The sequence below is a fragment of the Streptomyces sp. NPDC002206 genome, assembly GCF_053593595.1.
On the sequence record NZ_JBSFCW010000005.1, the window covers coordinates 103,588 to 130,043 of the forward strand.

A 26,456-nucleotide genomic window follows, 5' to 3' on the forward strand; every position below is an offset into this window, starting at 1 on the left:
GGGTGATGTGCCGATGCCCGACGGGGAGCAGCAGAAGCGGGACCAGCCGGAACCGCAGGACACGCAGGGCCGCCGGGACACGCTGGACGCGCCCGGGACGGACGACGAGCGCCGCAGGCGCCGCGCCCAGTTCCTGCGTGAGCTTCACGAGGCGAAGGCGCTGCGCGACCGGGTCCAGCCACGCCGGGCCAGGGCGGCCCGAATGCGCCAAGCCATGCGGATGCGGACCTTCCGCTGGTAGCCGCCGGGTCCGCCGGACGGCCCCCTGGAAGCGGTGTTGTCGACAACTCATGGACGACGCAACGGTCGAACTCCTCTCGCGAACGCTCGGTTTCTGCCACGATTCCGATGGGCGGGGCACAGGACAGCCGGATCACCGACTGTCCTCCCGCCGGACCGACACCCCTATGACCAGTGGGAGAGTCACGGTGTACTTCGCCGCACTGCTCGCGCGCACCGAAGACGGGTGGGAAGCGAGCGACACGGAACTCGACGATGTGGAGACCCTGTCCGATCTGACGGATCTGGCCCGTGAGGCCTCGGTGGACGAGGACACGGTGCTCGTCTTCATCGAGCAGGAGGACGCCTGGTTCGGCGTCATCCGGGTGGACGGTGAGGAGGACCCCCGTATCTACATCTCGGACGCGTCCGCCGCCGCCCGCTCCTCCTACGGGGAGATCCTGCTCACCGATGAACTGCTCGGCCGCGAACCCGGGGCCGAGGACTCGATTGCCGCCCTCGAAGAGCTCGTCGGCCTCGACGGTACGGAGGACGGCGAGCCGGACCACACCACCGACAACAACAACGACACCGACCTCGACGACAACGACGACGACGGGCTCGACGCCGACGCCGTACCGACGGGTCCGCTCGGTGACACCGGGGTCCTGGCCGACCTCGGACTCCCCGAGAAGGAGCTGCTGATGCTGCGGACGGACGCACTGGTGGAGATCGCGGACGCGCTGGGAGCGGCCGAGGTCCTGGAAGCCGTCCGTTAGGGTCCGCGGGTGACCGAACGACCGGGCCCGCACCGACTGCCAGAACCGCACGATCCTGTACGGGACCCGTGGCGGGCGCCCATGCGCCGCGCCCTGGACGAGGCCGCGCACGCGGCGCGGGCCGGCGATGTGCCGGTCGGCGCCGTCGTCCTCGGTCCGGGTGGCGCCCTGCTCGCCACGGGACACAACGAACGCGAGGCGACCGGTGATCCGACCGCGCACGCCGAGATCCTCGCTGTCCGCCGGGCCGCCGCGGCGCTCGGCGAATGGCGGCTTTCCGGGTGCACGCTGGTGGTCACCCTGGAGCCGTGCACGATGTGCGCGGGCGCGCTCGTGCAGTCCCGGGTGGCCCGTGTCGTCTACGGGGCAAGGGACGAGAAGGCGGGCGCGGCGGGTTCGCTCTGGGACGTCGTACGGGACCGGCGGCTCAACCACCGCCCCGAAGTGATCCACGGAGTCCTGGAGGACGCCTGTTCCGCCCAGCTGACGGCGTTCTTCCGCGACCGCTGACGCCGCGGCACCCACCGCCTCCGGCCCGGCTTCCGCGTACGCCGGAGAATCGGATTTCGACCCACGGCCGAGATGGTCTAAGCTCTCTCTCGGTAGCGTGTCCGAGCGGCCGAAGGAGCTCGCCTCGAAAGCGAGTGTGGGGAAACTCACCGAGGGTTCAAATCCCTCCGCTACCGCTTCGGAAGACCGCCTCTGATCCTGCGAAAGCAGATCGGGGGCGGTTTTTTGTTTCCCTGCGTGCAACCCGCCGGCCCGGCGGGAGGACCCGTCGTGACGGTCCCCATGATCGGCGCCGGATGCGTATCAAGGACGCTCGAGCCGGGCACCCCGTGACACGGGCGCGAGGTAGGAGTGGAAGACGTTGTCCGGGTCCCATTTGAGCTTGAGTTCCTGCAGGCGGACCCAGTCGGCGGCGGCGTACGAGCGCCGGGCCCGGTCGGCATCGGCTTCCAGGTCTGCTTCGGCGATGTAGTGACCACCGCGACCCGACGGGTCCGCCGCGGCCATCGTCTCCCGCAGCCACCCGGTGTTCGCCTCGTCCGCAGCCGGATCGTCCCAGACCGCGTAACAGGCGAGGTAGGACTCGCCGGGCGCCGAGAAGGCCATGTTCCGCAGCAGCGCCGGGTCCGGGGAGACCGGCTGCACGGGCGCGAGCACCAGGGACTTGCCGGAAGGGGCCCGGGCGAGGACTCCGGCGATGCGGGGCATCAGAGTCTCGTAGCTCTCCGCCGACCACAGCGTGTCCGCCGCGTAGCGATGCGCCGGCGGCCACGCCCGACCGGCGCCGTCGTGCAGTGCGGCGAAGGACGTCGGCTCGGGTCGCTTCCGGGACAGGGCTTGCTCGGCGAACGGACTGGCGACCAGGGGTTCGAGAGCAGCGAGCGCCTCGTCCCGCGTCGCGGCGAACGCAGTGGCACCGACGGTGATCCGCGGCCCCGGCGGGGCCGTGGCCGTCGCCTCGCCGGAGGCTGCCAGGACGAGAGCCGTCTCGACGTTCGACGGCAGGTCACGCGCGGTCCGGACGGCCCAGCCCGTCACGCGCTCGACGTCGGCCAGCGGGAAGGTGAGGCCGGTGGTCGTGATTGCCCCGGGGTGAGGGTGCAGAGCGAGCCGGAAGCCTGTGACGACGGCGAAGAAACCCGGCCCCGCGCCACACGCGGCCCAGAAGAGGTCGGCGTTCTCGGTCTCGCTGCAGACGACCGTCCGGCCGTCGGCGGTGACAGCCCGGAGCTCCAGGATGCCGGCACATGCCGGTCCCCACGCACGGGAGTTCCAGCCGAGTCCGCCGCTCAGCAGATAGCCGCCCACCGCGACGGAGGGGCAGTGCCCCACGGGGAAGGCCAGGTCATGCGGGGCGAGCGCCTCGACCAGGTCCATCCCGGTGACGGCGGGCCCCACCTCGGCCGTCTCCGACACCGGGTCGACGCTGCAGTGCCGCAGCCGTGACAGGTCGATCAGCAGGCCCCCGTCGCGGAGTTGGGAACCGGACCAGTTGTGCCCGCCGGAGCGCGTGGAGACGCGCAGCCCCTGGGCGCGTGCCCAGGCCAGGGCCGAGGGGATGTCCCGCTCTGCGGCGGCCTGCAGGATGACTTCAGGAAACCGCTCCGGCGTCAGCCCGTTCCACACCGCGTCGGCCCGGGCACGGTCGTAGCCGGGGTCGCCCCGTCGGATCAGGGTCCCCTCGAAGGGTCCTGCCGGCGTCCGTTCGGGCATCAAGGCCTCCTCGAGCGGCTCGACCGCAGTCGGCCGGCGGAATCGGTCAGTGGGTGACCTGGCCGAAGATGACGAGAAACAGCGCGTAGCAGAGCACCACTACCGCGGCGCCGGCCAGGTGCACGCGGTAGGCGGTTGCGCGGCCGGGCACCAGCCAGAAGGCGAGTGCCTTGTTCACCAGAGGCATCAACAACCAGGTCAGCGCACTGACACTCAGCACGTTACCGATGAAGAGGCCGATGTATCCAGGAACGCCGAGCTCGCCCAGCCAGTGCCCCTCCGTGAGGTTCAGGACCGCCACCGTGGGATAGAGAGCCAGGAGCACGGTCATGGCCTGCTTCCAGTTGGGCGGTGCACTGTCCTGCTTGCCCTCCCCGAACCGGAACCAACCGCTGAACGCCGAGCCGACCTTGCGTACGTCGTAGGAGGCGAAATAGGCGCGGCCCTCCTCCAACAGTGTCTGGCGGACATCGGAGGCGAGCCAATCGTCGAGGTGCTCGCGGGAGTCGAACCGGAAGACGGCGACCCAGTGCTCCTGCACGCCCTCCACGGGCCTGAACAGCTCGGAGCCCATGAATCCGGGTGACTTCGCCTGTGCCTTGAAGGCCTTCTTCTGCCAGCGCAGAAACTCCTCTTCCCGCCCGGGCTTCACCTCGTGCGAGATGACGGCCGTGATCGTCTCCGGCGCCCGCTCGGCAGGGGCGCCGCCACGAAGCACCTCCTGCGTCGGAGATCCCTCGAAGAATTCCTGCCCTTCGTCGAGCAATTCCCGTCGCCTGCCCGAATCCAGCCAGGCCGTCAGGTGGTCGACCCCGGCGAAACGGAAGACCGCCACCCATTCGTTCTCGTCGCCTGCCGCGGGCGGGTACACCTCGACACCCTCGAACCCGTCGAATTCGCGGGCCGCTTCGTTCATCCTGTGCTGCCAGCGCTGATAGTCGTCGGCGCGACCCGCGCACACCTTCTGCGAGGTCACCACGGTGGCGTTCTCTGCCGGCGGCTCACGGCTTGCACGGGGGCTCACTTTCCGTAGCCTAATGTATGCGTTATTTTAGGGGCAAATTGGACATTTGATTGCTCGTTTCCATGCGCTTGTTTCGCCAAGGGCATCGATGTCGATCGGAGACCCAGATGGAACACAAAGAGCTCATCACCGAAGCGGTTCGACTGGCCACCGAGTCGGTGGAGAACGGCTGGGGCGGGCCCTTCGGCGCGGTGATCACCCGCAACGGCGACATCATCGCCCGCGGGCAGAACCGGGTGCTCCTCACCGGCGACCCCACGGCCCACGCCGAGATCGAAACGATCCGCAAGGCCGTGCAGCAACTCAACCCCGAGGCTCCGTCGATCTCCGAAGAACACCAGAACGAGAGCACTCTGGAGTACGTGCCCCGTCCTGACGGGTCACCGGATCCCGTGTCCGGGCGCGCCCGGATGCTCCAAGGCTGCTCGATCTACATCAGCGGTGCTCCCTGTCCGATGTGCATGAGCGCCATCTACTGGTCGCGGATCGATGCGGTGTACTTCAGCTGCGACCTGGACGACACCCGCCGGATCGGCTTCGACGACGCCTACCAGTACGAAGACTTCAAGAAGCCGCTCGACCAACGCAGGATCAGGATCGAACAGGTTTTCCCCGAAATCGGCGCCCAGGCCTACGACTCATGGACGAGCAAGCCGGACCGGCACGCGTACTGAAGACCGCCGGGCCCTGAGCTCCACGCCTCGAGTGTGCACGGCGGAGCGGGCCGAGAGGCATCCCCCTGGCAGAAGCGTGTGAGACGCCGGATCGGAAAGCCCATCGCAAACCCCGTCGGAAACCCCCACCGGATACGGCCATCTGTGCGGATAGACTCGTCCGACTGCACAGGGGATCGAATGGGGTGGCAGGGTCTGATGGCGCAAGCGAAGAAGATCGCGCTCTACATGGTTGTCGTCTTCGTGTTCTACACGATCATCACGTCCCCGGAACGGGCCGCTGCTCTTGTCCAGGTAGGCTTCGAGGGCGTTTCGAGTGCCGCACAGGGCGTCGGCGATTTCATGTCCGAGCTCGTGAAGTAGGAGTACCCCCATGATCCGCCACCTGGTCCTGTTCAAGCTGAACGACGGCGTGAGGCGTGACGATCCGCAGGTCGTCGCCGGGGCGAAGGCGTTCCAGGAGCTGGCGGGAAAGATCCCCGAACTGGAGTTCTGGGAGTGCGCCTGGAACATCACCGACCGGCCGATCGCCTACGACTTCGCCATCAACTCCGCGGTCGCCGACGAGGACGCGCTGAAGCGCTACACCGAGCACCCGGCCCATCAGGCCGCCGCCGGACAGTGGCGGGCCTTCGCCACCTGGGTGATCGCCGACTATCCGTTCTGACCCCCTCGGTTCCGACGTTCCGGACCTCTCGGTCCAGGAGCGCGTAAGCCCCCCACCGATCCGGTGAGGGGCTTTTCCTCTTGTTTAAACCAACTTGACCCCAACACGGCACTACGCGGTGCTTGCACACAGTGGACATGTCTTGTGATGCTATGACCGCTTTTGACGGATGAGTTGACCGAAGTTGACCGCAAAGGGGTGGCGTATCGTGCCGGCCAGTACAGCGCCTCAAGTGCCTCCCCAGACCGTCCAGACGGAGACGCCCGACAGCACGACGCCTGCCAGGACCCGGGGTGCGGACACCAGGGCGCTCACCCAGGTCCTCTTCGGGGAGCTCAAGCAGCTGGAACCGGGAACTCCGGAACACGGCAGGGTGCGGGCGGCTCTCATCGAGGCGAACCTCCCCCTCGTCCGGTACGCCGCTGCCCGTTTCCGGAGCCGCAACGAACCGATGGAGGACGTCGTCCAGGTCGGCACGATCGGTCTGATCAACGCCATCGACCGGTTCGACCCCGAGCGCGGCGTGCAGTTCCCCACCTTCGCGATGCCCACCGTCGTCGGCGAGATCAAGCGGTACTTCCGGGACAACGTACGGACCGTCCACGTACCGCGACGGCTGCACGAGCTCTGGGTCCAGGTCACCGGCGCGACCGAGGACCTGACGACCGCGCACGGCCGCTCACCCACCACCGCCGAGATCGCCGAACGACTGAAGATCTCCGAGGAGGAGGTCCTGGCCTGTATCGAAGCCGGCCGCTCCTACCACGCGACCTCCCTGGAGGCGGCCCAGGAGGGCGACGGGCTGCCCGGACTGCTCGACCGGCTCGGCTACGAGGACCCCGCGCTCGCCGGCGTCGAACACCGCGACCTGGTCCGGCATCTGCTCGTCCAGCTGCCCGAACGCGAGCAGCGGATCCTGCTGCTGCGCTACTACAGCAATCTGACACAGTCGCAGATCAGCGCCGAACTGGGTGTCTCCCAGATGCATGTGTCAAGACTGCTGGCGAGAAGCTTCGCGCGTCTCAGATCCGCAAATAAGATCGAGGCGTAACCGGATCGGGTAGATCACTCGAAGCCCGCGCCGGAACGCCTGAATGCCCCACACCCCCCGTTAACTGCGCATACTCCACCTTGACTTGTCGACATGTCACTACAGCGTGTTGCCGACATGTGACATTCTGCGTGAACCGCGTTTGCCGCAGCCCCGCCTCCGGTATTCAGGTGGAGGCTGCGTTCCTCCGATGGTCGCGGCTCAACGCGACCGTCCGCGACCTCAAGGGGGTGGCATGTCCGCAGAACAGGGCAGCTCGAAGGTGCTCACGCTCACGAAGAGCGCACCCGCACCCGTTGTGCTCACCAGCTCGTCGGAAGCCATCGACACCCGCACTCTGTCCCGCTCCCTGTTCCACCGGCTCGCTGCTCTGGGGCCCGCACCGGGTCCCGACGGACCGGACGACAGCCCGGAGCGTGCCTACGTACGGGACACACTCATCGAGCTCAACCTCCCGCTCGTGCGTTACGCGGCGGCACGGTTCCGGAGCCGTAACGAACCGATGGAGGACATCGTCCAGGTCGGCACGATCGGCCTGATCAAGGCGATCGACCGGTTCGACTGCGAGCGGGGCGTGGAGTTCCCGACGTTCGCGATGCCCACCGTCGTCGGCGAGATCAAGCGCTTCTTCCGCGACACCTCCTGGTCGGTGCGGGTACCGCGCCGGCTCCAGGAGCTGCGGCTCGCGCTGACCAAGACCAGCGACGAGCTGGCTCAGAAGCTCGATCGCTCGCCGACCGTGCCGGAGCTCGCGGTGGCGCTCGGGGTCTCCGAGGAGGATGTGGTCGACGGCCTGGCCGTCGGCAACGCGTACACCGCGTCCTCGCTGGACTCGCCCTCTCCCGAGGACGATGGCGGCGAGGGGTCCCTCGCGGACCGGCTCGGTTACGAGGACTCGGCGTTGGAGGGCGTCGAGTACCGCGAGTCGCTGAAGCCGCTGCTGGCCAAACTCGCGCCCCGGGAGCGGCAGATCATCATGCTGCGATTCTTCGCCAACATGACCCAGTCGCAGATCGGCGAGGAGGTCGGCATCTCGCAGATGCATGTCTCGCGGCTGCTCACCCGGACGCTCGCACAGCTTCGGGAAGGACTCATCGCCGACTGACCGCGGCCGGGCGCCACCGAACGCCGTACCGGGGCACGAGGGTTCCGAATTGACGGACCGTCAGCCACACTGGCGCGATGCGACGTCAGACGTGGAGCTCGACCGGCCGCCGGGGCACAGTGTTCGTCGCCTCGGCGGCCGTGCTGTGCCTGGGCGGCGCGCTCGCCGCCTGTGGCGCGGGGACGGGCGGGGGCGACGGCTATGTGGCGGTCGGCGCAGCGGGTACGGGGCCGGAGAAGGCACCGACGGGGGCGGTGGCCCCCTCGGGGAAGGTGACGCTGATCCCGCTGGACGGCGCGGGGAGCGACGGCGGAGGCGATGACGCCGGCGGAGACGCGGAGCCGATGCCGGGCTCCTCCGCGCAGAGCGGCGCCCCGGGCGGGGCGGGCGCTACGGGGGACGGCGCGGGCGACGGCACGCAGGCGCCCGGCTCGTCCGGCGCCGCCACCGGTGGCACCACGGGCTCCGCAAGCGGCTCAAGCAGCGTCGACACCGGCGGCACGGGGAGCGTCGACGGCACCGGCTCCGGTGGCGCGGGAAGCGTCTCGCAGGGCCCCTCCGCCCCGTCCGCACCAGGGTCCACCGCACCCGCCGGGCCTGCCGTACTGACGCTGAGCGCACCCGAGCGGGCGGCGGCCGATGACCGCTGGTGCGAGAAGGTGACCGTCGAGTTCCGCAATACCGGTGGCTCACCGGTCCGTTCGGGAACGGTCACCTTCGCCACGCACATCATCGGCGCGCTGGGAATCGACTGGGCGACCATCGAATCGACAGCGCCGCTGCCCGCGCCGATCGACGCGGGAGCGGCACGGAAGAAGACGTACACCGTCTGTGTGGACGCCTGGCGGGTGCCCCTGGGCATGCATATCGAGACCCGGGACGTCACCGCCGTCTGGAAGTGACGGATGGAGGGAGCGGAGCCAGGTCAGCTGAGCGCGAGCCAGGCGATCGCACCGAGGATGACAACGACCGCGACGACGGCGACGATCACCCCGGTCCTCGGTCCGGACGACGCGGCCGGCTGCTGCCGGCGCTGCGGCTCGCCCTCGTCGACGAAGGCGCGGAACATCTGAGTACTGCCCGCCGGGTCGTAGTTGCCCTCGGGGCCCTGGGGGGCATGGGGGTTATGTGCCATGGGCCAGGACCCTAGCGAACTCGGGGGTGCGGCCCAACCCCCGGGTCGGTGAAGGCCCCGCGCCGGAGACGGAGAACCCGTGAACCACTGCGGGCTGTGGCGCGACGCACACGGCCGCGAAGTGCGCCGGGCGCACGCTGGGCGTTTGACCCGGTCCCTACGCAGCCTTTTGCGTTCCTTTACTTATGCAAGGCCGTTTTCGTTTGCCTGCAGCAACCAACGGGATTTATGGTTGCCCTAAGCAACAACATGCAGTGGAACAGTCTGGGGGGTCCCGTGGCCGCACGGAGTCAGTACGAAGAACTGGCCCGGCAGCTCAGCGCCGTCGGGGCCGTCAAGCGAGGGCTCGCCCGCATCCTGCCTGCTGAATGTCCTGGCGGATCCGCGGCCGTGCTGGCCCTGCTCGGCAAGCACGGTGAAATGCGGATCAGCAGACTGGCCGAGCTACTGGACGTCGACATGTCGGTCACCAGCCGACATGTCACCCATGTAGCCGAGCGCGGCTGGATAGAACGGTCTTCGGACCCGGCGGACAAGCGGTCCCGGATCCTGCGGCTGACCCCCGCGGGACAGGACGTACTCAGCGACCTGAACCGGCGGAGCACCGAGATGTTCGCCCACCACCTTCAGGATTGGTCCGACGACGAGGTCGGGCAGCTCAATACGTTGTTGGCCCGGCTGCGTGACAGCTTCGCCTGTCGCGGCTCCGGTGGGTGCGCCCCCGGAAAGCATCGCGACGAGTGCCGTTCGCGGCCCGCCGACAGCAACGACGAGTCGCATACCCGTACACCCGTGTAACAGAAGCAAAGACAAGGAACTAAATGGCTACGACCACACCAACCGGTGTGCGGGGCGGCCACGCCAAGCACGGAGGGACCAGTCCCTCCGAAGGCGCGCCGATGACACACCGGCAGATCATGGAAGCACTGGCCGGGCTGATGCTCGGCATGTTCGTCGCGATCCTTTCGTCGACCGTCGTCTCCAACGCCCTCCCCGAGATCATCTCGGACCTCGGCGGCGGCCAGTCGGCGTACACCTGGGTCGTCACGGCCTCGCTGCTCGCGATGACCGCCACCACTCCCCTGTGGGGCAAGCTCTCCGACCTGTTCAGCAAAAAGCTGCTGGTCCAGATAGCGCTCGTCATCTACGTCGCGGGCTCGGTCGTGGCCGGTCTGTCGACCAGCAGCGGCATGCTCATCGCCTGCCGTGTCGTGCAGGGCATCGGCGTCGGCGGTCTCTCCGCCCTCGCCCAGATCGTGATGGCCGCGATGATCGCCCCGCGCGAGCGCGGTCGCTACAGCGGCTACATCGGCGCGGTGTTCGCCGTCGCCACCGTCGGCGGTCCGCTGCTCGGCGGTGTCATCACCGACACCAGCTGGATGGGCTGGCGCTGGTGCTTCTACGTCGGTGTGCCATTCGCGGTCATCGCTCTGATCGTGCTCCAGAAGACCCTGAAGCTCCCGGTCGTCAAGCGCGAGGTCAAGGTCGACTGGACGGGTGCGTTCTTCATCAGCGCCGCTGTCTCGCTGCTGCTGCTCTGGGTGACCTTCGCCGGCGACAAGTACGACTGGATGTCCTGGCAGACCGGCGTAATGCTCGCAGGTTCCCTGGTGCTCGTCCTGCTCTTCGTCTTCACCGAGTCCCGGGCCAGCGAGCCGATCATCCCGCTGCGCCTCTTCCGTAACCGCACCATCACACTGGCCTCGCTCGCCTCGCTGTTCGTCGGTATCGCGATGTTCGCGGGCACCGTCTTCTTCAGCCAGTACTTCCAGCTGGCGCGCGGCAAGTCGCCGACGATGTCCGGTGTCATGACGATCCCGATGATCGGGGGGCTCTTCCTCTCCTCGACCGTCTCCGGCCAGATCATCACCAAGACCGGCCGTTGGAAGGCCTGGCTGGTCAGCGGTGGCTTCCTGGTCACCGCCGGGCTGGGAATGCTCGGCACGATCCGGTACGACACGGAGTACTGGCACATCGCGATCTTCATGTTCGTGATGGGTCTCGGCATCGGCATGATGATGCAGAACCTGGTGCTCGCCACGCAGAACCAGGTCGAACCGTCCGACCTGGGTTCGGCCAGCTCCGTCGTCACCTTCTTCCGTTCCCTCGGTGGTGCGATCGGTGTCTCGGCACTGGGCGCCGTCATGGCGAATCGCGTCACCCACTACGTCAAGGACGGCCTCGCGGACCTCGGTCCGAAGGGCGCGGCCCTGGGCCACGGCGGCACCGGCGGCGGGGGCATCCCCGACCTGGACAAGCTGCCCGCACCGTTCCGCACGGTCGTGGAGAGCGCCTACGGGCACGGTGTCGGCGATGTCTTCATGATCGCCGCTCCGGCCGCACTGCTCGCCTTCCTGATCACGATCTTCATCAAGGAGGTCGCGCTGAAGACGAACGCCGCGAACGACGCCCCGGCGAAGGCCGAGGTTCCTGCCGCGGTCCTCGCCGAGGTTCCGTCCGGTACTGCCGCGCTGATCTCCGAGGGAGCGGCCGGGGTCACCTCGGCAGACACGCTCGAAGCTCCGGTCGCAACCGTGCCGGGCACCGCGGTGCGCGGTGTGGTGCGGGGCGCCGAGGGCGTACCCGTGGCCGGTGCCGCCGTCACGCTGATCTCGCTGGGCGGCCGGCAGCTGGGGCGCTCCGTCGCCCGGGCCGACGGCAGCTACGGCGTACAGGCGCCGGGCTCCGGCAGCTACGTCCTGATCGCGTCCGCCGACGGTTTCCAGCCGCAGGCGTCCACCGTGGTCGTCGGCGACGAGCAGCTGTCGTACGACATCCTGCTCGTCGGTACGAGCGGCCTGGCCGGGACCGTGCGGGCCGCCGAGAGCGGCGCTCCGGTCGACGGCGCCATGGTCATCGTGACCGATGTGCGCGGCGATGTGCTGGCCACCGGCAAGTCCACCGAGAACGGCGAGTTCACCTTCGCCGAGCTGGTGCCCGGTGCGGTGACCGTCGCGGTGAACGCCGCCGGGTACCGTCCGCTGGCGCTGCCGGTCGAGATCGGTGGCCAGGGGGTCACCCGGATCGACGCCGCACTGCAGTCCGGTGCGCTGGTCCAGGGTGTCGTGCGGGCCGGTGCCGCGCTGCGGCCGCTGCCGGACGCGCGCGTCACGCTGGTCGACGCGGCGGGCAACGTGGTCGCCACCTCGACGACCGGGGAGGACGGGGCATACGCCTTCGCCGACCTGGACGCGGGCGAGTACTCGGTCATCGCGACCGGCTACCCGCCGGTGGCCGGCGCGCTGACCGTGGCCGGTCGCGGGGTCGACGGCCACGACATCGAGCTCGCCCACCCCGGCGAGTGATCGAGTAACACAGGCCCCTGGCGGACAGCGCTTCGAGCGGAGAGGCTGCCCCCGGTGGAAATGGGCCCCGGTGGTGGGGACGGCAGGCAGGGGACGGCCTGCCGTCCCCGCCCCGGGGCCCGACTCATTGAGTCATGGAGCAAGGAGAGAAACGGGATGGGACTTCGCGCACAGGTACGGACGCGGGACGGCTGGGCCGTCCAGCACGCGGTCGTGACGGTGACCGACATGACCGGCACCCAGGTGCTGCGAGCCGCGGCCGACGAGGACGGGGCGGTTCGGACCGACGCTCTGCTGCCCGCCGGCGCGTACACGGTGATCGTGACCGCGGTCGGGTACGCGCCGGCCGCGTCGACCGCCCTCGTCACGGCGAGCGGCCGGGTCGAGGCCGGCACGGTGGTGCTGGCCCGTCAGGGCGGCGTGGAGCTGCCGCCGCCGGGCGCCTGGTCGCTGGACCCGGCGCACTCCTCGGTGGGCGCGGTCGCGCAGCACCTGGGGATCTCCAGCGTGCACGGCCGGTTCACCGAGTTCAGCGGCCGGATCGAGATCGCCGAGGAGCTCCACCGGTCCCGGGTCGACGCCGTCATCAGCGCGGCCAGCATCGACACCGGCAACGACATGCGGGACAAGCACCTGCGGTCGGCGGACTTCCTCGACTCGGACCGGTTCCCGGAGATCACGTACCGCTCCCACCGGCTGGACCCGGCCGGTCCCGACCGCTGGACCGTGCACGGCGAGCTGACGATGCACGGCGTCGCGCGGAGCGTCGACCTGAACCTGAGCTACCTCGGCACCGGACCCGACCCGTGGGGCGGGACGCGCGCGGCGTTCAGCGCCACGGCAGAGCTGCGCCGCGACGACTTCGCCATGAACTACAACCAGGTGGTCCAGGCCGGCATCTCGGCGATCGGTACGACGCTCCGGGTCGAGTTGGACATCCAGGCCGTGCAGGGTGACTCCCTGCCGTCGTAGTCTGCGGACATGGCACCCAACATCGCGACCAACACCGCCGTGGAGCTCGATGAGTTGCTGGCGTTCGTACGGCCCCGGCACCGGGCGATCCTGCTGACCACCCGGTCCGACGGCCGCCCCCAGGGCTCGCCGCTGACCTGCGGCGTCGACGACTCGGGCCGGATCGTCGTCTCGACGTACCCCGAACGGGCCAAGACCCGTAACGCGAAGCGGGACGAGCGCGTCAGCGTGATCGTCCTGTCGGACGACTGGAACGGGGCGTGGGTGCAGATCGACGGCTCGGCCGAGGTGATCGATGCGCCCGACTCCGTCGAGCCGCTCGTCGAGTACTTCCGGAACATCTCGGGGGAGCATCCGGACTGGGACGAGTACCGGGCGGCGATGGTGAAGCAGGGCAAGTCGATCATCCGGATCACTCCGGAGCGGTGGGGGCCCATTGCTACGGGCGGTTTCCCCGCCCACCTGGCGCCCGGTAACTGACCGCTGTTCCGGGATGGGTGAGAACCTTCCGGCGCCGGGCCTGCTCGCCCGGGCCCGGCTGCTGGCCGCACCGACCGTCGGCGCCTCCGTCGTCCGCGGCCTGGAGCGGATCACCGGCCGCCCGGTGGAACGGGGTTTCTCCGGCACACCGCCGGAGGAACCTTTCATCTGCGTCGGGGCCACGCTGCCGGATGCGCTGCGGGGCGGGCCGTTGGTGTGGTTCCACAGCGTGAACGCCGGTACGGACGCCCTGCTCAGCGCCGGACCGTGGCCGTCCGGGGTGCTGCTCACCCGGACGGTGGGCCGTATGGGTGAGCGGATCGCCCAGTACGTACTGGCCTGGGTGCTCGCCGACTGCCAGTCCGTCCCCGAGTTCGCCGCCCAGCACGCACGGGCCGAGTGGCGCCGTATCCCCTCCGAACTCGCCTCCGGGCAGACCGCCGTGATCTACGGGACCGGTCGCATCGGCTCGGCCGTCGCCGGTCTGCTGCGCGCGTACGGCATCCGGACCGTGGGCGTCGGGCGCGGGGCGCGTACGGCATCGGCCGGCTTCGACCGGGTCGTCGGGGCGGACGACGACGCACAGTCGCTCACCTCGGCGCGGTGGGTGGTCTCCACGCTGCCGCTGACCTCCGCGACGGACGGTTTCTTCGGGACGGACCGCTTCGCGGGCATGCGCGGAGCCACATTCATCAACGTCGGCCGGGGCGCAACAGTGGACATGCAAGCGCTGGAGGCCGCCCTGCACACCGGTGCGGTGGGACGCGCGGTGCTCGACGTGCTGCCCGAGGAGCCCCCCGCACCCGGCGACCGGTGCTGGCAGCTGCCCCGTACGGTGATCACCTCGCACTCCGCGGGCATCACGGCGGACGAGGACATCGTCATCGACTTTGCCGCGTGCTGGGAGGCGATGGCGGAGGGGCGGGTGCCGGACACAGCCGTGGATGTGGGGCGCGGGTACTGAGAGTCGTACGGGACGGGCAGGATCTCAGCGGTCCCGCATCGCCTCGATGCCCGCAATCAGCAGGTCCAGGGCGAAGGTGAAGTCCCGCTCGCGCATCTCCTCGACCGTGTCGCCGCCGCGGGCCTCCATCAGGTCCTGCGAGGACTCCACGATCCGGCTCAGCTGCGGCTGGGAGCGGATCGTGCCCATTGCCTGCTGGAAGAACTCGTCCTGGCTGAGTCCCGCCTCCGCGGAACGCTGCACGAAATGGCCCTCGATGGTGCCGAATCCGTAGACGAACTGGAAGACCGCGGAGAGTGCTCCCGTCTGCCTGCGCAGCGGCAGCCCCGTCGCCCGGATCACATCCTGGACGGCGTACGAGAACAGCATGGAGTGCGGGCCGATATTGAGGAAGTGACCCGCGAGCGGCGACACCCAGATGTGCCGGACCAGCAGTTCCCGATAGGTGGTGGCCAGTTCGCGCAGCCGGTCCTGCCAGCGCCCCTCCTCCCGGGGAGGCGTGATCTCGCTGTAGACCGAGTCCAGGGCCAGCTCCAGCAGGTCGTCCTTGGTCTCGACATACCAGTAGAGGGACATCGCGGTGACGTCCAGCTCGGCGGCGAGTCGGCGCATGGAGAATTTGGCAAGGCCCTCGGCGTCCAGCAGCCGGACCGTTGCCGCGGTGATCTTCTCGCGGTCGAGTCCGGCCGGCTGATCGGCCCTGCGGGTGCGCGACGGTGCCCGCTGATCCAGCCAGACGCTGGTCCGGGCACGGTTTTTCGCACGGTCGGCCGCGGACACCATGGCGCACTCTCCTCGTCTTGCCGGCGGGACGGACCGGATCCGTACCCTGTGCGCAACAACCGGATTCTTACGGTCCGGTACGCCCCACCTGATGCTAGGCCGCTGCCGCGGCCGAGTCTGCCTGAGCCGATTCTGCCCGCTCCGCCCGCCGCAGGAGTACGGCGGCGAGCAGACCGCCGGCCAGCACCGCCACCGCTCCGACCAGCTGACTCGTCTCCAGTCCCGAGGCGAAGGCGTCGGTGATCCGCTGCCGCTCCCCGTCGCCGGTCGCCGCGGCGACGGCGGCGGGCAGCGAGGCGGCGCCGACCGCCGCCGGCACCAGGGCGGCGAACCGGGAGTTCAGGACGGCACCGAGCACCGCGACCCCGAGCCCGTTGCCGCATTCGGCCAGCGTGCCGTTGACCCCGGCGCCCACGCCCGCCTTCTCCGGTGGAATGGCGCTCATGATCGCGTTGGCCATGGCGGGCATGGCGAGGGCGATCCCCGCACCCATCACGACCAGGCCCAGCAGCATGCCGCCGTAGCCGTTGCCGCCGAACAGGGCGACCGCGGCGAGACCCGCGGCCAGCAGACTCATCCCGGCGGCAATGGTGGCGGGCGTGCCCAGCCTGGGCACCAGCCTGGCGCCCAGGCCCGTGAGGTTGAGCGCGACGACGCTCAGCGCCAGCGGAGCCGTACGCAGGCCTGCCTCCAGCGGCTCGTGGCCAAGGACGAACTGGAGCTGCTGGGTGAGCAGGAACAGCGAGCCGCCCATCCCGAACGCCACCAGGATCGCGCCCGCGACCGCCCCGATGAACTTCTGGTTCCGGAAGAAGTGCATGTCCAGCATCGGGTACGGGATGTGCAGCTCCCACAGCACGAAGCCGGTGAGGACGGCGACCCCGGTGAAGGCCGTGAGCAGGACGTGGCCCGAGGTCCAGCCGTGTCCCGGGCCGGAGATGATCGCGTACACGACAGCGGCCATACCGATGGTGGAGAGCAGCGCCCCGAACAGGTCGGGACGGTCGCCGCGCGGGTTCTTGGACTCGGGTACGAGCCGGACCACGGCGACCAGGCCGATGACCGCGACCGGAATGTTGACCAGGAAGATCGCGCCCCACCAGAAGTGGTCGAGCATGACCCCGCCGATCAGCGGCCCGACGGCGAAACCGAGTGAGTTGACGGTGGACCAGATGCCGATCGCCTTCACGCGCTCGGCGTCGTCGAAAATCTGGACGACGACGGCCAGGGTGGTGGTGATCAGCAGCGCACCGCCGATGCCCATGCCCGCACGGGCGGCGATCAATTGTGCGGACGACTGGGCGAGCCCCGCCACCAGAGAACCGATACCGAACAGGGCGAGGCCCGCGAGCAGCATCTTCTTGCGGCCGTAGCGGTCGGCGGAACTGCCGGCCGTGAGCAGCAGACCCGACTGGACGAGCGAGTAGGCGTTGATCATCCACTGCACGTCGGCGGTGGAAGCGTCCAGCTCCCGGGTGAGGGAGGGGATCGCGACGTTGAGGACCGTGTTGTCGAGCAGCACGGTGAGCTGGGCGAGGCAGATGACGCCGAGGATCATCCAGCGCTGCGGGTGGCCTGGGGGCGTGAGCCGGTTCCGGGCGGCTGCGGTCGCCGTCATGCGGGCTCCTTGAGCTCCTGGAGGTCTTATACGGTGTATGGGAGAATCGTTGTACACCGTAAAGCAACCCACGTACGGTGTACAAGCAACTTTCGCGCGGTACGGTGCTCGGCGCTGATCCGAGAGGGAGCCGACTAGCACCGGGAGTGGCATGTCACTGCGTCGTCGTACGGCGGAAGTCCTGATCGCTGCAGGTCTGTTGGGGGTGGCCGCCGTCCCGCCCGCCGGAGCTGCCGGGCACGGCCATTCGGTGCCGTTGCGCGTCGCCACGTACAACATCCATGCGGGCGCCGGCATGGACAACGTCTTCGATCTGGACCGGCAGGCGGCGGAACTGCGCGCACTGGACGCCGATGTGATCGGGCTTCAGGAGGTGGACGTCCACTGGGACACCCGCAGCCAGTGGCGGGATGTCGCGGGCGAGCTGGCCGAACGGCTGCACATGCGGGTGTCGTTCGCCCCGATATACAGCCTCGATCCCACGACACCGGGGGCGCCACGGCGTGAGTTCGGCGTCGCGGTGCTGTCCAGGTACCGGATCGTCAGCGCCGAGAACCACGAGATCACCCGGCTCTCCACCCAGGTCCCCAACCCCGTGCCGGCGCCCGCGCCCGGATTCGGCGAGGTGGTCGTACGGGTGAAGGGGATGCCCGTGCATGTGTATGTGACGCACCTCGACTACCGCGGCGACCCGTCCGTACGGATCGCGCAGGTCGCCGACACCCGGCGTGTCATGGCGGAGGACGAGGGGCGGAAGGTACTGCTCGGCGACTTCAACGCGGAGCCGGGCGCCCCGGAACTGGCCCCGCTCTGGGAGGAGCTGGCCGATGCCGAACCGGGCGCGCCGACCTACCCCGCGCTGAACCCCGTGAAGCGGATCGATTTCGTGGCCGTGTCCAAGGACCGCGTACGGGTACGCGACGCGGCGGTGGCCGAGACACTTGCCTCGGACCACCGCCCGGTTGTCGCCGATCTGCTGCTGCTCCGACGCTGACGGCCGGTTCGGATCAGCTCTTGGGCCGGGTCAGGTCGTAGAAGGTCGAACTGCCGGCAGTGACCTTCTCGAAGGTGTCCTCGACCCACGAGCTGATCTTGGACGAGGTGCCGCTGTCGCCGCCCATCCCGCCTGTGCCGCTCGAAATGAAGTAGTGGATCCTTCCGTCCTCGACGTACTGCTTGAACTGGGCGAGCGTCGGGGACGGGTCACTGCCGTTGAAGCCGCCGATCGCCATCACCGGGTCGCCGGTGGCGAGCTGGTAACTGGCGGCGTTCTGCGAGCCGATGGCCGCGGCTGCCCAGGTGTAGGCGCCGGCGTTCTTCTCCAGGAGCTTCTCGGCCTGCGAGTCGACCGAAGAGCCGTTCAGCAGACCGCCCATGCCGCCGCCTCCTGGCATGCCGCCTTCCGCCATGCCACCAGGGCCGCCGCCCGGCATGCCGTTCTGCTGATTGCCCTGGCCCTGAGCCTGCCGGCCGCCACCCGGGAAGCCGCCCTGGCCACCGGTCGGCGGCCGACCCATGGCGCCGCCCTGCTGATTGGCCTGGCTGTTCTGACCGTTCTGGCTGTTCTGGCTGTTCTGGCTCGGAGGCTGCACTCCGCCACCACCCCCGGGACCACCCCGGCCACCACCGCCCATCGTGCTGGCGCCCGACGGGCCGGCCGTGACGATCGAGCCCTGGTGTCCGGTGTTCAGCGTGCTCAGGGTGTACGCAGTCGGGCCGACCAGCGATGCGACGAAACCGACCCCCACCGCGGCGAACGCCAGCCGGCGTCCGGCCCGGGCCACAAGCAGCAGACCCGCCGTGCCCACAAGACCGCCGATGAGGACGGCCCAGCGCAGCCACGGCAGGTAGTCCGGGGTCCGCCCCAGCAGCACGTACGACCACAGCGCCGTGACAGCGACCGTGGCGCCGAGCACTCCGCTCGCCGCCCACTCGGCCCGCTCCTCCCACAGGACCGTGACGCCCGTGCCGACGAGCGCCGCGATGTAGGGGGCCAGGGCGACCGTGTAGTACTGGTGGAAGATGCCGGCCATGAAGCTGAAGACGACCGCGGTCATCAGCAGCGAGCCGCCCCAGGCGAGGAAGGCCGCGCGGGCGGTGTCCGTCCGCTTCGCCTTCCAGGTGATCCAGATGCCCGCGAGGAGCAGGATCAGCGCGGCGGGCAGCAGCCAGGAGATCTGGCTGCCGATCTCGGAGTTGAACATCCGGCCGATGCCGGTCTCGCCCCACTGGCCACCGGACTGACCACCGCCACCGCCTCCTCCGACGCTGCCGGTCTCGTCGCCGCTGATCCGGCCGAGCCCGTTGTAGCCGAAGGTCAGTTCCAGGAAGGAGTTGTTCTGCGAACCACCGATGTACGGGCGGGAGGAGGCGGGCCAGAGTTCGACGATCGCCACCCACCAGCCACCCGCGACCACCATCGCGAGTGCCGCCAGACCGAGTTGGCCGAACCGCTTCCGTACCGTCGTCGGCGCGCACACCGCGTACAGCACGGCCAGCGGCGGCAGGATCAGGAATGCCTGCAGGGTCTTCGACAGGAACGCAAGACCCACCGCGACCCCGGCCCACACCAGCCACTTCGTCCGGCCGTTCTCCAGCGCGCGCAGCACGCAGTAGACGGTCACGGTCATCAGCAGCGCGAGCAGCGCGTCCGGATTGTTGAAGCGGAACATCAGCGCGGCGACGGGGGTGAGCGCGAACACCGTCATCGTGATCAGTCCGGCAACCGCACCGAACCGGCGGCGAACCGCCGCGTACAGCACCCCGGCCGTCGCCACCCCCATCAGCACCTGCGGAGCGAGGATCGCCCACGAGCTGAGGCCGAACATCCGCACCGACAGGGCCATCGGCCAGAGCGTGGCCGGCGGCTTGTCGACGGTGATGGCGTTCGCCGCGTCCAGCGAGCCGAAGAAGAACGCCTTCCAGCTCTGGCTGCCGGCCTGCACGGCTGCGGAGTAGAAGGAGTTGGCGTAACCGGAGGCGCTGAGATTCCACAGGTACGCCAGTGCAATGGCCAGCAGCAGGGTGAGGAAGGCGGGCCGTGCCCAGCGCGGGTCCTCAGTCCTCCCCTTCCGTACACGCCGCAGGAACGGCTCGTCCGCAGCCGGTGCAGCTGTGGTCGGCGGTGCCGGAAATCGGTCGGTGGGGTGCAGGGTGGTCATCGGACGTTCCCCAGTTCGTGGTGAGTGTCGTCGGCGCGGCCGGTCGCGGGGGCCCGGTCCGGGAAGACCCAGGCGCGCAACAGCAGGAACCGCAGCACCGTCGCCGCGAGGTTGGCCGTGATCAGCACGGCGAGTTCCGTGCCGTGCGAGGGCGATCCGGACGCCGCGCCCAGCGCCGCGAGGGAGCCACTGGTCAGCGCGAGGCCGACGGCGAAGACGACGAGACCCTGCGCCTGATGGCGTACCGCGCCGTTCCGGCCGCGTACGCCGAAGGTGAGCCTCCGGTTGGCTGCCGTATTGGCGACGGCCGACACCAGCAGCGCACCGCCGTTGGCGATCTGCGGGCCGGCGCCCAGTCGGAAGAGCGAGTACAGGGCGAGATAGAAGAGCGTGGAGAGCACGCCCACGACGCAGAACCCGACCAGCTGCCGGGCCAGGCCGCCCGGCACACCGCTCAGTCCGCGGTCGCGCGGATCGTCCCCGAAGGGCCGGGCGAGACGGTCCAGCGGCAGTGCCCCCACGGCCAGCGCCCGCCCCACCCGCCACACACCTTTCAGGTCCTCGGTCGCCGTACGCACAATGTGGACCGTGGAGTCGGGGTCGTCGACCCAGTCCACCGGAACCTCATGGATGCGCAGCCCGGCGCGCTCCGCGAGAACCAGCATCTCGGTGTCGAAGAACCAGCCGGTGTCCTCGACCATCGGCAGCAGCCGCTGCGCGACGTCCCGCCGAATGGCCTTGAACCCGCACTGCGCGTCGCTGAACCGCGCGGCCAGCGAGGACCGGAGGATGAGGTTGTAGGCCCGCGAGATGAACGCCCGCTTCGATCCCCGCACGACACGCGAACTGCGGGCCAGTCGCGATCCGATGGCCAGGTCCGAATGCCCGGAGATCAGCGGTGCGACGAGCGGGAGCAGAGCATTGAGGTCGGTGGAGAGATCGACGTCCATATAGGCGAGGACCGGGGCGTCCGACTGCGACCAGACGGCACGCAGCGCCCGCCCGCGCCCCTTCTCCTCCAGCCGGTACGAGCGGCACCGCGGGAGGATCGCCGCCAGCCGGGCGGCCACCTGGGGTGTGCGGTCGGTGCTCGCGTTGTCGGCGACGGTGATCCGGAAGGCGTACGGGAAAGTGCGCACCAGATGGTCGTGCAGGCGCAGCACACAGGTTTCGAGGTCCTTCTCCTCGTTGTAGACGGGTACCACCACATCGAGAACGGGGGCATCTGCCGCGTCGACCGCTCCGGCCAGGAGATGCTCCCGGGCCGGCAGGGTGCTCCAGGAAGAGTCGGTTCGCATGTCATCGACAGTCGCCAACCCCGCTGTCACACCGGTGTGATGGACCTGTGGTTGTGCTGTGAGTCGGTACGGACCGGCGGAACAGCGGGCAGAACCGCAGGCAGATGGACGGCGAAGACCGTGCACCCCGGCACCGACCGCACCTCCACCCGGCCGCCGTGCGCGGTGACGACAGCCTGCACGATGGCCAGGCCGAGCCCGGTGGAACCCGCGCTGCGCGAGCGCGACGCATCGCCGCGCGCGAACCGTTCGAAGACATGCGGCAGCAGCTGCGCCGGGATTCCCGGCCCGTCGTCCTGCACCTCCAGCGTCACCCACGGATGAGCGGCCCCGGCCCGTACGCGTGCGGTGACGGTGGTGCCGGGCGGGGTGTGGGTACGGGCATTGGCCAGCAGATTGACCAGCACCTGGTGGATCCGGGTCGGATCGGCGTGCACGGTCGCGGGTTCGTCGGGCAGCTCCAGCCGCCAGTGATGACCCCGCTGCCCGGCTGCGCGGGCATCGCTCACCGCGTCGACGACGATCGGTGACAGGTCAGTGCTCTCGTACGAGAGCGGGCGCCCGGCATCGAGGCGGGCGAGGAGCAGCAGATCCTCCACCATGCCCGTCATCCGCTCCGCCTCGGACTCGATCCGCCCCAGCGCATGCCGGGTGTCGGGGCCGGTCTCCTCGCGTCCGCGCCGGGTCAGTTCGGCGTAGCCGCGGATCGAGGCCAGCGGCGTCCGCAGCTCATGGCTGGCGTCCGCGACGAACTGCCGTACCCGCATCTCGCTCTCCTGGCGCACCGCCAGCGCCGAACCGACATGCCCCAGCATCCGGTTGAGTGCCGCACCCACCTGCCCGACCTCGGTCCGCGGATCCGCCTCGGTGGCCGGTACCCGCTCCAGAGGTGCCACCTCGCCGCTGTGCAGCTGGAGTTCGGAGACCCGGGTTGCGGTCGCGGCGACCCGGCGCAGCGGCCGCAGCGCGACCCCGACCATGGCGGCCCCGGCGATCCCCGCGGCGATCAGCCCGGCCCCGGTGACACAGACCTCGACGAGGATCAGGGCGGTGAGGGCGCCGCGCACCTCGGCGGCGGGGATGCCGACGAGGACGGTGGTCGTCCCGTCCGCCCCCTCGACTGCCGTCACGCGGTACGCGCCGAGACCGGGCAGATCGACGCTCCGCGCCCCGTCCCCGACCTCGATGTCCGCCGCCTCCAGGGCTTTCTCCTCCGCACCCTTCAGCGGCCTCTCAGCGGCCGCGGCGGTCTGTTCGAGGGCGGCGGAGCTCTCCTCGACCACGCTCGACACAGTGATCGAACCGTCCACGGACACCGCACCGAGCGTGCCGAAAGGCTGCCCGCGGGCGTCAATGAAGGCCAGCGGATCGCCGTCCGGGCCGTCGGCGGGCATCGGCTGACCACCCACGCCGGCCGCGCCGCCGCCCGGCGGCGGCTTCGAGGCCCGCATGGCGATGGAGTACAACTGCTTGTCGAGCTTGTCGTACATATAGCTGTGGAAGGCGATGGTGGTGACTGAACCGATCACCGCGGCCACCACGGCGATCAGCGTCACCGCGGACACCACCAACCGGGTCCGCAGCGTCCAGGGTCCCTTTCCCCACCGCTCTCCCCGCCGCCGCGCCCGACGGCTCACCGGGCTACTCACCGTGCTACTCACCGGGCTTGATGAGATATCCGGCCCCGCGCCGGGTGTGGATCATCGGCGTCCGTCCGGCGTCGATCTTCTTGCGCAGATACGAGATGTACAGCTCGACGACGTTCGCCTGCCCGCCGAAGTCGTAGTTCCACACCCGGTCCAGGATCTGCGCCTTGCTCAGCACCCGTCGCGGATTGCGCATCAGGAAGCGCAGCAGCTCGAACTCGGTCGCGGTGAGATGGATGGAGGTCGTCCCCCGGCTCACCTCATGGCTGTCCTCGTCGAGCACCAGGTCGCCGACGACGAGCGTCGACTCGCTCCGTACCGTCGCCGTCCCGGACCGCCGGATCAGCCCGCGCAGCCGCGCCACGACCTCCTCCAGGCTGAACGGCTTCGTCACATAGTCGTCGCCGCCCGCCGTGAGTCCGGCGATCCGGTCCTCCACCGAGTCGCGCGCCGTCAGGAACAGCACGGGGACTTCGGAGAGGTCCCGGCGAAGCTTGCCGAGCACCGAGAGTCCGTCGGTGTCGGGCAGCATCACATCGAGGATCACCGCGTCGGGCCGGAAGTCACGCGCCATGCGGACGGCACTCGCACCGTCCCCGGCGCTGCGCACCTCCCAGCCCTCGTAGCGCAGTGCCATGGAGAGCAGCTCGGCAAGCGGCGCCTCGTCGTCCACGACCAGCACGCGGACGGGATTGCGGTCCGGCCTGAGCAGTTCGGTACGCCCCTGGGGCGTGGTCGTCGTCATGCCGCAACCCTGTGAGACGCCTCTGAGAGGGTCCTTTCCCGATCCTGTGAATTCCCTGAGAAACCGGGAAGCGCGGACTCAGCGCCGGTCGAACATCTCGTGCGCGTTCCCGTAGCAGACCGCCCGCAACCAGTCGTCCCCCAACTCCAGCCGCTCCAGGGCATGCAGCTGGTGCACATACGGATACGGAATGTTCGGGAAGTCCGTCCCCAGCAGGATCCGGTCCCCGAGATCGGCGAGCCGTCCCCGCTCCGCCACCGGGAACGGCGTGAGGTCCTCCGAGAAGTCCGTGAACGCCATCGTCGTGTCGAGCCGCACCTCGGGGTACGCCTCCGCCAGCGCCAGGAACTCCGCGTACTCGGGCATCCCCATGTGTGCCACGATCAGCCGCAGCCGCGGATGCCGCGCGAGCAGCCGGCCGATCGGCTCGGGACCGGTGTACTTGCCGGGCGCGGGACCGGACCCGCAGTGCATCACGACCGGCACCGCGGCCTCCGCCAGCAGCCCCCACACCGGTTCGAGCAGTGGATCGTTCGCGTCGTACGCCCCGACCTGAAGGTGCGACTTGAAGATGCGTGCCCCCGACTCGACCGCCTCACGGACGTAACGCTCCACGCCCTCCTCGGGGAAGAGGGTCGCGGTGTGCAGACAGTCGGGCACCTGCCGCGCGAAGTCGGCCGCCCAGCCGTTCAGCCAGGCCGCCATCCCCGCCTTGTGCGGATAGAGCATCGAGGTGAACCGCCGCACACCGAAGGACCGGAGCAGCGCGAGCCGTTCGTCCTCGTCGTGCCGGTAGGCGATCGGCCACTCCATCCCGGTCAGTGGACCGACGGAGTCGAAGTACGCCCACACCTTGCGTAGCACCTGCTCCGGCATGAAATGCGTATGGACATCGATCAGCCCCGGCAGTCCGAGCCGTTCCCAGAACCGCACCACGTCATCGCTGCCGCCACTCACCGCGCACTCCTCGTCCGACCCGACCTGATCACCGACGATCTCAGAAGAGCCCGCCCTGCACGCCGCCGCCCCCGATATCGATCACCGGAACCGTCACCCCCGACCGCGCATCGGCCCCCACCAGCTCCCATCCGGTCATCAGCCGGGTGTCCAGCACGACCACCCCGTCCGTGGCCGCCAGATGCAGATCGGGCCCGGCGGCCGCGACCAGCCGCCCCGCGACCACCCCGCCGTCCCTCAACTCGGTCACCGCCCGCGCCACTTCGACCGGCCCGTCGAGCCCGAACAAGCCCGTGTGGTCGACAGGCTCGAACGGCAGCCGCTCCAGCGACTGCGGCCACCCGGCCCCCTCCAGCGCAGCCGCCCGCCCGTACAGCCTCTCGACCTCCGCGACCCGTTCCGCCGCCCCGGGCAGCGCGGCCCGCACCGCACGCTTGCGCGCATACGGGATCCGGTCCGGCACCCCCAGCGCCGACCGCAGAAGTTCCTCGGTACGCCGCGCCGCCATCAGCGGTCCGTGCCCCAGCCAGCTGTAGACCACGGCCCCCTGCTCCCGCAGCCGCGCCGCACCCCGTGCCTCGGCGGTGATCCCGACCTTCACCATCGAGGGCCCGAACCAGGCGAGATAGACGCGGTACGTCCGCGGGTCGTCGGCAATGGTGTCGGCGGCCACCGAGTGCGCCCGGTCCAGCCGCGCACACTCCGGGCAGCGCGCCCCCGTACTCCGCCCGGACACCACGGCCCCCAGCGGACATACGTTCCCCCGAGCGCCCACACAGTGCCGCTCACCGCCGGCGCGGAACCCGAGCTCCTTCCCGTACACAAGGACACTCACCCTCGTCGAACCGGCCTCACCCTTCGCCCGATCCTTCGCCCCGTCCTTCTGCCACCCCAGGACCGGCCCTTCCTGGGGCCATCGCAACCCGGTGCAGTGCCAGCTCATGCGTTCGATCGTAACGAGGCTCCGCGCCGGGGCGAAGATTCCGATGAACAGGCCTCGAACGGAAGGAAGATCAGCCGACGCGCGGACACGGGAACCGCGAGCGCGGACACAGGCACCCACAAATCGGCGGCGGGGTGCCGGACGATGCGGGGCCCCGCATCATGTCGTGGACGTTCCCAGGGAGGATGAACGGGTGATGGTGGGTCCGACACGGGTCCCTACAGCGAGACGAACCCACCCCATGTGTACCTTTAGTGACCGTTCACTTGCACTGAGTTACTCAATTCGGGCAATGCAGAGGCACGGAGGGTACGGATCCATGCACAAGCTTCAGCAGTTCGCAATCGCCGCTCTGACGGTCGGGAGTCTGGCCACCCTTGGCGCGGGAAGCGCCCACGCCGACGACCGAGGTGTCCCAGCTTTCCCCGTCTACGGCGTCGGCACGATGGCTGGGCAGACACCGCAGGCGATGCCCGAGGCGGCACTCCAGACGCAGGCGATGGCCGAGGCGGCACTCCAGACGCAGGCAATGCCCCAGCCCGCACTCCAGACGCAGGCAATGCCCCAGCCCGCACTCCCGACGCAGGCAATGCCCCAGCCCGCACTCCAGACGCAGGCAATGCCCCAGCCCGCACTCCAGACGCAGGCAATGCCCCAGCCCGCACTCCAGACGCAGGCAATGCCCCAGCCCGCACTCCAGACGCACG

Annotated in this window: 26 protein-coding genes, 1 tRNA gene and 1 pseudogene; 17 read left to right on the top strand and 11 right to left on the bottom strand. The window is 69.6% G+C overall.

The window, feature by feature from the left end; translation table 11 throughout:
- The first annotated feature begins 13 nt into the window (after positions 1-13).
- The 4 genes from ACWCP8_RS12675 (at position 14) to ACWCP8_RS12690 (ending at position 1,684) form a co-directional block, all read left to right on the top strand.
- Positions 14-241 (top strand): hypothetical protein, encoded by a 228-nt coding sequence (locus tag ACWCP8_RS12675; protein ID WP_352264139.1) that lies wholly within the window; start codon positions 14-16, stop codon positions 239-241.
- A 187-nt stretch (positions 242-428) separates the two neighbouring features.
- Positions 429-998 (top strand): tRNA adenosine deaminase-associated protein, encoded by a 570-nt coding sequence (locus ACWCP8_RS12680; RefSeq protein WP_352264269.1) that lies wholly within the window; start codon positions 429-431, stop codon positions 996-998.
- 81 nt (positions 999-1,079) lie between these two features.
- Complete coding sequence (tadA, locus tag ACWCP8_RS12685) at positions 1,080-1,508, top strand: tRNA adenosine(34) deaminase TadA (RefSeq protein WP_030973944.1); 429 nt, start codon at positions 1,080-1,082, stop codon at positions 1,506-1,508.
- 91 nt (positions 1,509-1,599) lie between these two features.
- Positions 1,600-1,684: transfer RNA gene (locus ACWCP8_RS12690), tRNA-Ser, on the top strand.
- A gap of 127 nt (positions 1,685-1,811) precedes the next feature.
- On the opposite strand, the gene ACWCP8_RS12695 is transcribed toward ACWCP8_RS12690, so the two are convergent.
- Together ACWCP8_RS12695 and ACWCP8_RS12700 are read right to left on the bottom strand one after the other, a co-directional pair.
- Positions 1,812-3,221, bottom strand: coding sequence for an FAD-binding oxidoreductase (locus ACWCP8_RS12695; protein WP_451115852.1), 1,410 nt, complete (start codon positions 3,219-3,221; stop codon positions 1,812-1,814).
- A gap of 46 nt (positions 3,222-3,267) precedes the next feature.
- Positions 3,268-4,245 (bottom strand): antibiotic biosynthesis monooxygenase, encoded by a 978-nt coding sequence (locus tag ACWCP8_RS12700; RefSeq protein ID WP_352264135.1) that lies wholly within the window; start codon positions 4,243-4,245, stop codon positions 3,268-3,270.
- Positions 4,246-4,352: 107 nt separating this feature from the next.
- Between ACWCP8_RS12700 and ACWCP8_RS12705 the strand changes: the two genes are divergently transcribed.
- From ACWCP8_RS12705 to ACWCP8_RS12730, 6 genes are all read left to right on the top strand, one after another.
- Entirely contained in the window at positions 4,353-4,919 is a 567-nt protein-coding gene (locus ACWCP8_RS12705; RefSeq protein WP_451115854.1) for a nucleoside deaminase, read from the top strand.
- A 198-nt stretch (positions 4,920-5,117) separates the two neighbouring features.
- On the top strand, positions 5,118-5,282 hold the full coding sequence (locus ACWCP8_RS12710) for a hypothetical protein (RefSeq protein ID WP_352264132.1): 165 nt from the start codon (positions 5,118-5,120) through the stop codon (positions 5,280-5,282).
- A 10-nt stretch (positions 5,283-5,292) separates the two neighbouring features.
- Positions 5,293-5,586: a Dabb family protein gene (locus ACWCP8_RS12715; RefSeq protein ID WP_352264130.1), complete on the top strand. Its 294-nt coding sequence runs from the start codon at positions 5,293-5,295 to the stop codon at positions 5,584-5,586.
- A gap of 208 nt (positions 5,587-5,794) precedes the next feature.
- On the top strand, positions 5,795-6,637 hold the full coding sequence (locus ACWCP8_RS12720; RefSeq protein WP_352264128.1) for an RNA polymerase sigma factor SigF: 843 nt from the start codon (positions 5,795-5,797) through the stop codon (positions 6,635-6,637).
- Positions 6,638-6,872: 235 nt separating this feature from the next.
- The gene (locus tag ACWCP8_RS12725) at positions 6,873-7,742 is read left to right on the top strand and encodes an RNA polymerase sigma factor SigF (RefSeq protein WP_352264127.1); all 870 of its coding nucleotides are present in this window, start codon (positions 6,873-6,875) and stop codon (positions 7,740-7,742) included.
- Between the two features lie 77 nt (positions 7,743-7,819).
- The gene (locus tag ACWCP8_RS12730; RefSeq protein ID WP_451115857.1) at positions 7,820-8,644 is read left to right on the top strand and encodes a hypothetical protein; all 825 of its coding nucleotides are present in this window, start codon (positions 7,820-7,822) and stop codon (positions 8,642-8,644) included.
- 23 nt (positions 8,645-8,667) lie between these two features.
- Here the strand turns inward: ACWCP8_RS12730 and ACWCP8_RS12735 are convergent, their stop codons facing one another.
- Positions 8,668-8,877: a hypothetical protein gene (locus tag ACWCP8_RS12735; protein WP_352264123.1), complete on the bottom strand. Its 210-nt coding sequence runs from the start codon at positions 8,875-8,877 to the stop codon at positions 8,668-8,670.
- A gap of 276 nt (positions 8,878-9,153) precedes the next feature.
- Between ACWCP8_RS12735 and ACWCP8_RS12740 the strand changes: the two genes are divergently transcribed.
- The 5 genes from ACWCP8_RS12740 to ACWCP8_RS12760 all read left to right on the top strand — a co-directional run bounded on the left by ACWCP8_RS12740 (position 9,154) and on the right by ACWCP8_RS12760 (position 14,598).
- Positions 9,154-9,675 carry a MarR family winged helix-turn-helix transcriptional regulator gene (locus tag ACWCP8_RS12740; RefSeq protein WP_352264122.1) on the top strand — a complete coding sequence of 174 codons (522 nt, stop codon included), beginning with the start codon at positions 9,154-9,156 and terminating at the stop codon, positions 9,673-9,675.
- Positions 9,676-9,698: 23 nt separating this feature from the next.
- Positions 9,699-12,182, top strand: a complete 2,484-nt coding sequence (locus ACWCP8_RS12745) for an MFS transporter (RefSeq protein WP_451115860.1) — start codon at positions 9,699-9,701, stop codon at positions 12,180-12,182.
- Between the two features lie 156 nt (positions 12,183-12,338).
- The gene (locus tag ACWCP8_RS12750; protein WP_352264118.1) at positions 12,339-13,154 is read left to right on the top strand and encodes a YceI family protein; all 816 of its coding nucleotides are present in this window, start codon (positions 12,339-12,341) and stop codon (positions 13,152-13,154) included.
- A 9-nt stretch (positions 13,155-13,163) separates the two neighbouring features.
- Positions 13,164-13,634: a PPOX class F420-dependent oxidoreductase gene (locus ACWCP8_RS12755; protein ID WP_352264117.1), complete on the top strand. Its 471-nt coding sequence runs from the start codon at positions 13,164-13,166 to the stop codon at positions 13,632-13,634.
- 13 nt (positions 13,635-13,647) lie between these two features.
- Entirely contained in the window at positions 13,648-14,598 is a 951-nt protein-coding gene (locus tag ACWCP8_RS12760; RefSeq protein ID WP_451115863.1) for an NAD(P)-dependent oxidoreductase, read from the top strand.
- A gap of 24 nt (positions 14,599-14,622) precedes the next feature.
- On the opposite strand, the gene ACWCP8_RS12765 is transcribed toward ACWCP8_RS12760, so the two are convergent.
- Both ACWCP8_RS12765 and ACWCP8_RS12770 read right to left on the bottom strand, forming a co-directional pair.
- The gene (locus ACWCP8_RS12765; protein ID WP_451115865.1) at positions 14,623-15,381 is read right to left on the bottom strand and encodes a TetR/AcrR family transcriptional regulator; all 759 of its coding nucleotides are present in this window, start codon (positions 15,379-15,381) and stop codon (positions 14,623-14,625) included.
- Between the two features lie 94 nt (positions 15,382-15,475).
- Positions 15,476-16,999, bottom strand: a complete 1,524-nt coding sequence (locus tag ACWCP8_RS12770; protein ID WP_451115867.1) for an MFS transporter — start codon at positions 16,997-16,999, stop codon at positions 15,476-15,478.
- A gap of 151 nt (positions 17,000-17,150) precedes the next feature.
- Here ACWCP8_RS12770 and ACWCP8_RS12775 point away from each other — a divergent pair, with 151 nt between their 5' ends.
- Positions 17,151-17,993 (top strand): endonuclease/exonuclease/phosphatase family protein, encoded by an 843-nt coding sequence (locus tag ACWCP8_RS12775; protein WP_451115869.1) that lies wholly within the window; start codon positions 17,151-17,153, stop codon positions 17,991-17,993.
- 13 nt (positions 17,994-18,006) lie between these two features.
- Here ACWCP8_RS12775 and ACWCP8_RS12780 read toward each other — a convergent pair whose 3' ends face one another.
- The 6 genes from ACWCP8_RS12780 to ACWCP8_RS12805 all read right to left on the bottom strand — a co-directional run bounded on the left by ACWCP8_RS12780 (position 18,007) and on the right by ACWCP8_RS12805 (position 25,749).
- Positions 18,007-20,160 carry a glycosyltransferase family 39 protein gene (locus tag ACWCP8_RS12780; protein WP_451115871.1) on the bottom strand — a complete coding sequence of 718 codons (2,154 nt, stop codon included), beginning with the start codon at positions 20,158-20,160 and terminating at the stop codon, positions 18,007-18,009.
- Complete coding sequence (locus tag ACWCP8_RS12785) at positions 20,157-21,458, bottom strand: glycosyltransferase (RefSeq protein ID WP_451115873.1); 1,302 nt, start codon at positions 21,456-21,458, stop codon at positions 20,157-20,159. Before ACWCP8_RS12785 ends, ACWCP8_RS12780 begins: the two co-directional genes overlap by 4 nt.
- 26 nt (positions 21,459-21,484) lie before the next feature.
- Complete coding sequence (locus ACWCP8_RS12790; RefSeq protein WP_451115875.1) at positions 21,485-23,095, bottom strand: ATP-binding protein; 1,611 nt, start codon at positions 23,093-23,095, stop codon at positions 21,485-21,487.
- 16 nt (positions 23,096-23,111) lie between these two features.
- Complete coding sequence (locus ACWCP8_RS12795) at positions 23,112-23,849, bottom strand: response regulator transcription factor (RefSeq protein ID WP_266983553.1); 738 nt, start codon at positions 23,847-23,849, stop codon at positions 23,112-23,114.
- Between the two features lie 78 nt (positions 23,850-23,927).
- Positions 23,928-24,806, bottom strand: a complete 879-nt coding sequence (locus ACWCP8_RS12800; protein WP_451115877.1) for an amidohydrolase family protein — start codon at positions 24,804-24,806, stop codon at positions 23,928-23,930.
- 40 nt (positions 24,807-24,846) lie between these two features.
- On the bottom strand, positions 24,847-25,749 hold the full coding sequence (locus ACWCP8_RS12805; protein ID WP_382828982.1) for a DUF2797 domain-containing protein: 903 nt from the start codon (positions 25,747-25,749) through the stop codon (positions 24,847-24,849).
- Between the two features lie 319 nt (positions 25,750-26,068).
- Between ACWCP8_RS12805 and ACWCP8_RS12810 the strand changes: the two are divergent.
- Positions 26,069-26,456, top strand: a pseudogene (locus ACWCP8_RS12810) (hypothetical protein); the annotation flags it as partial.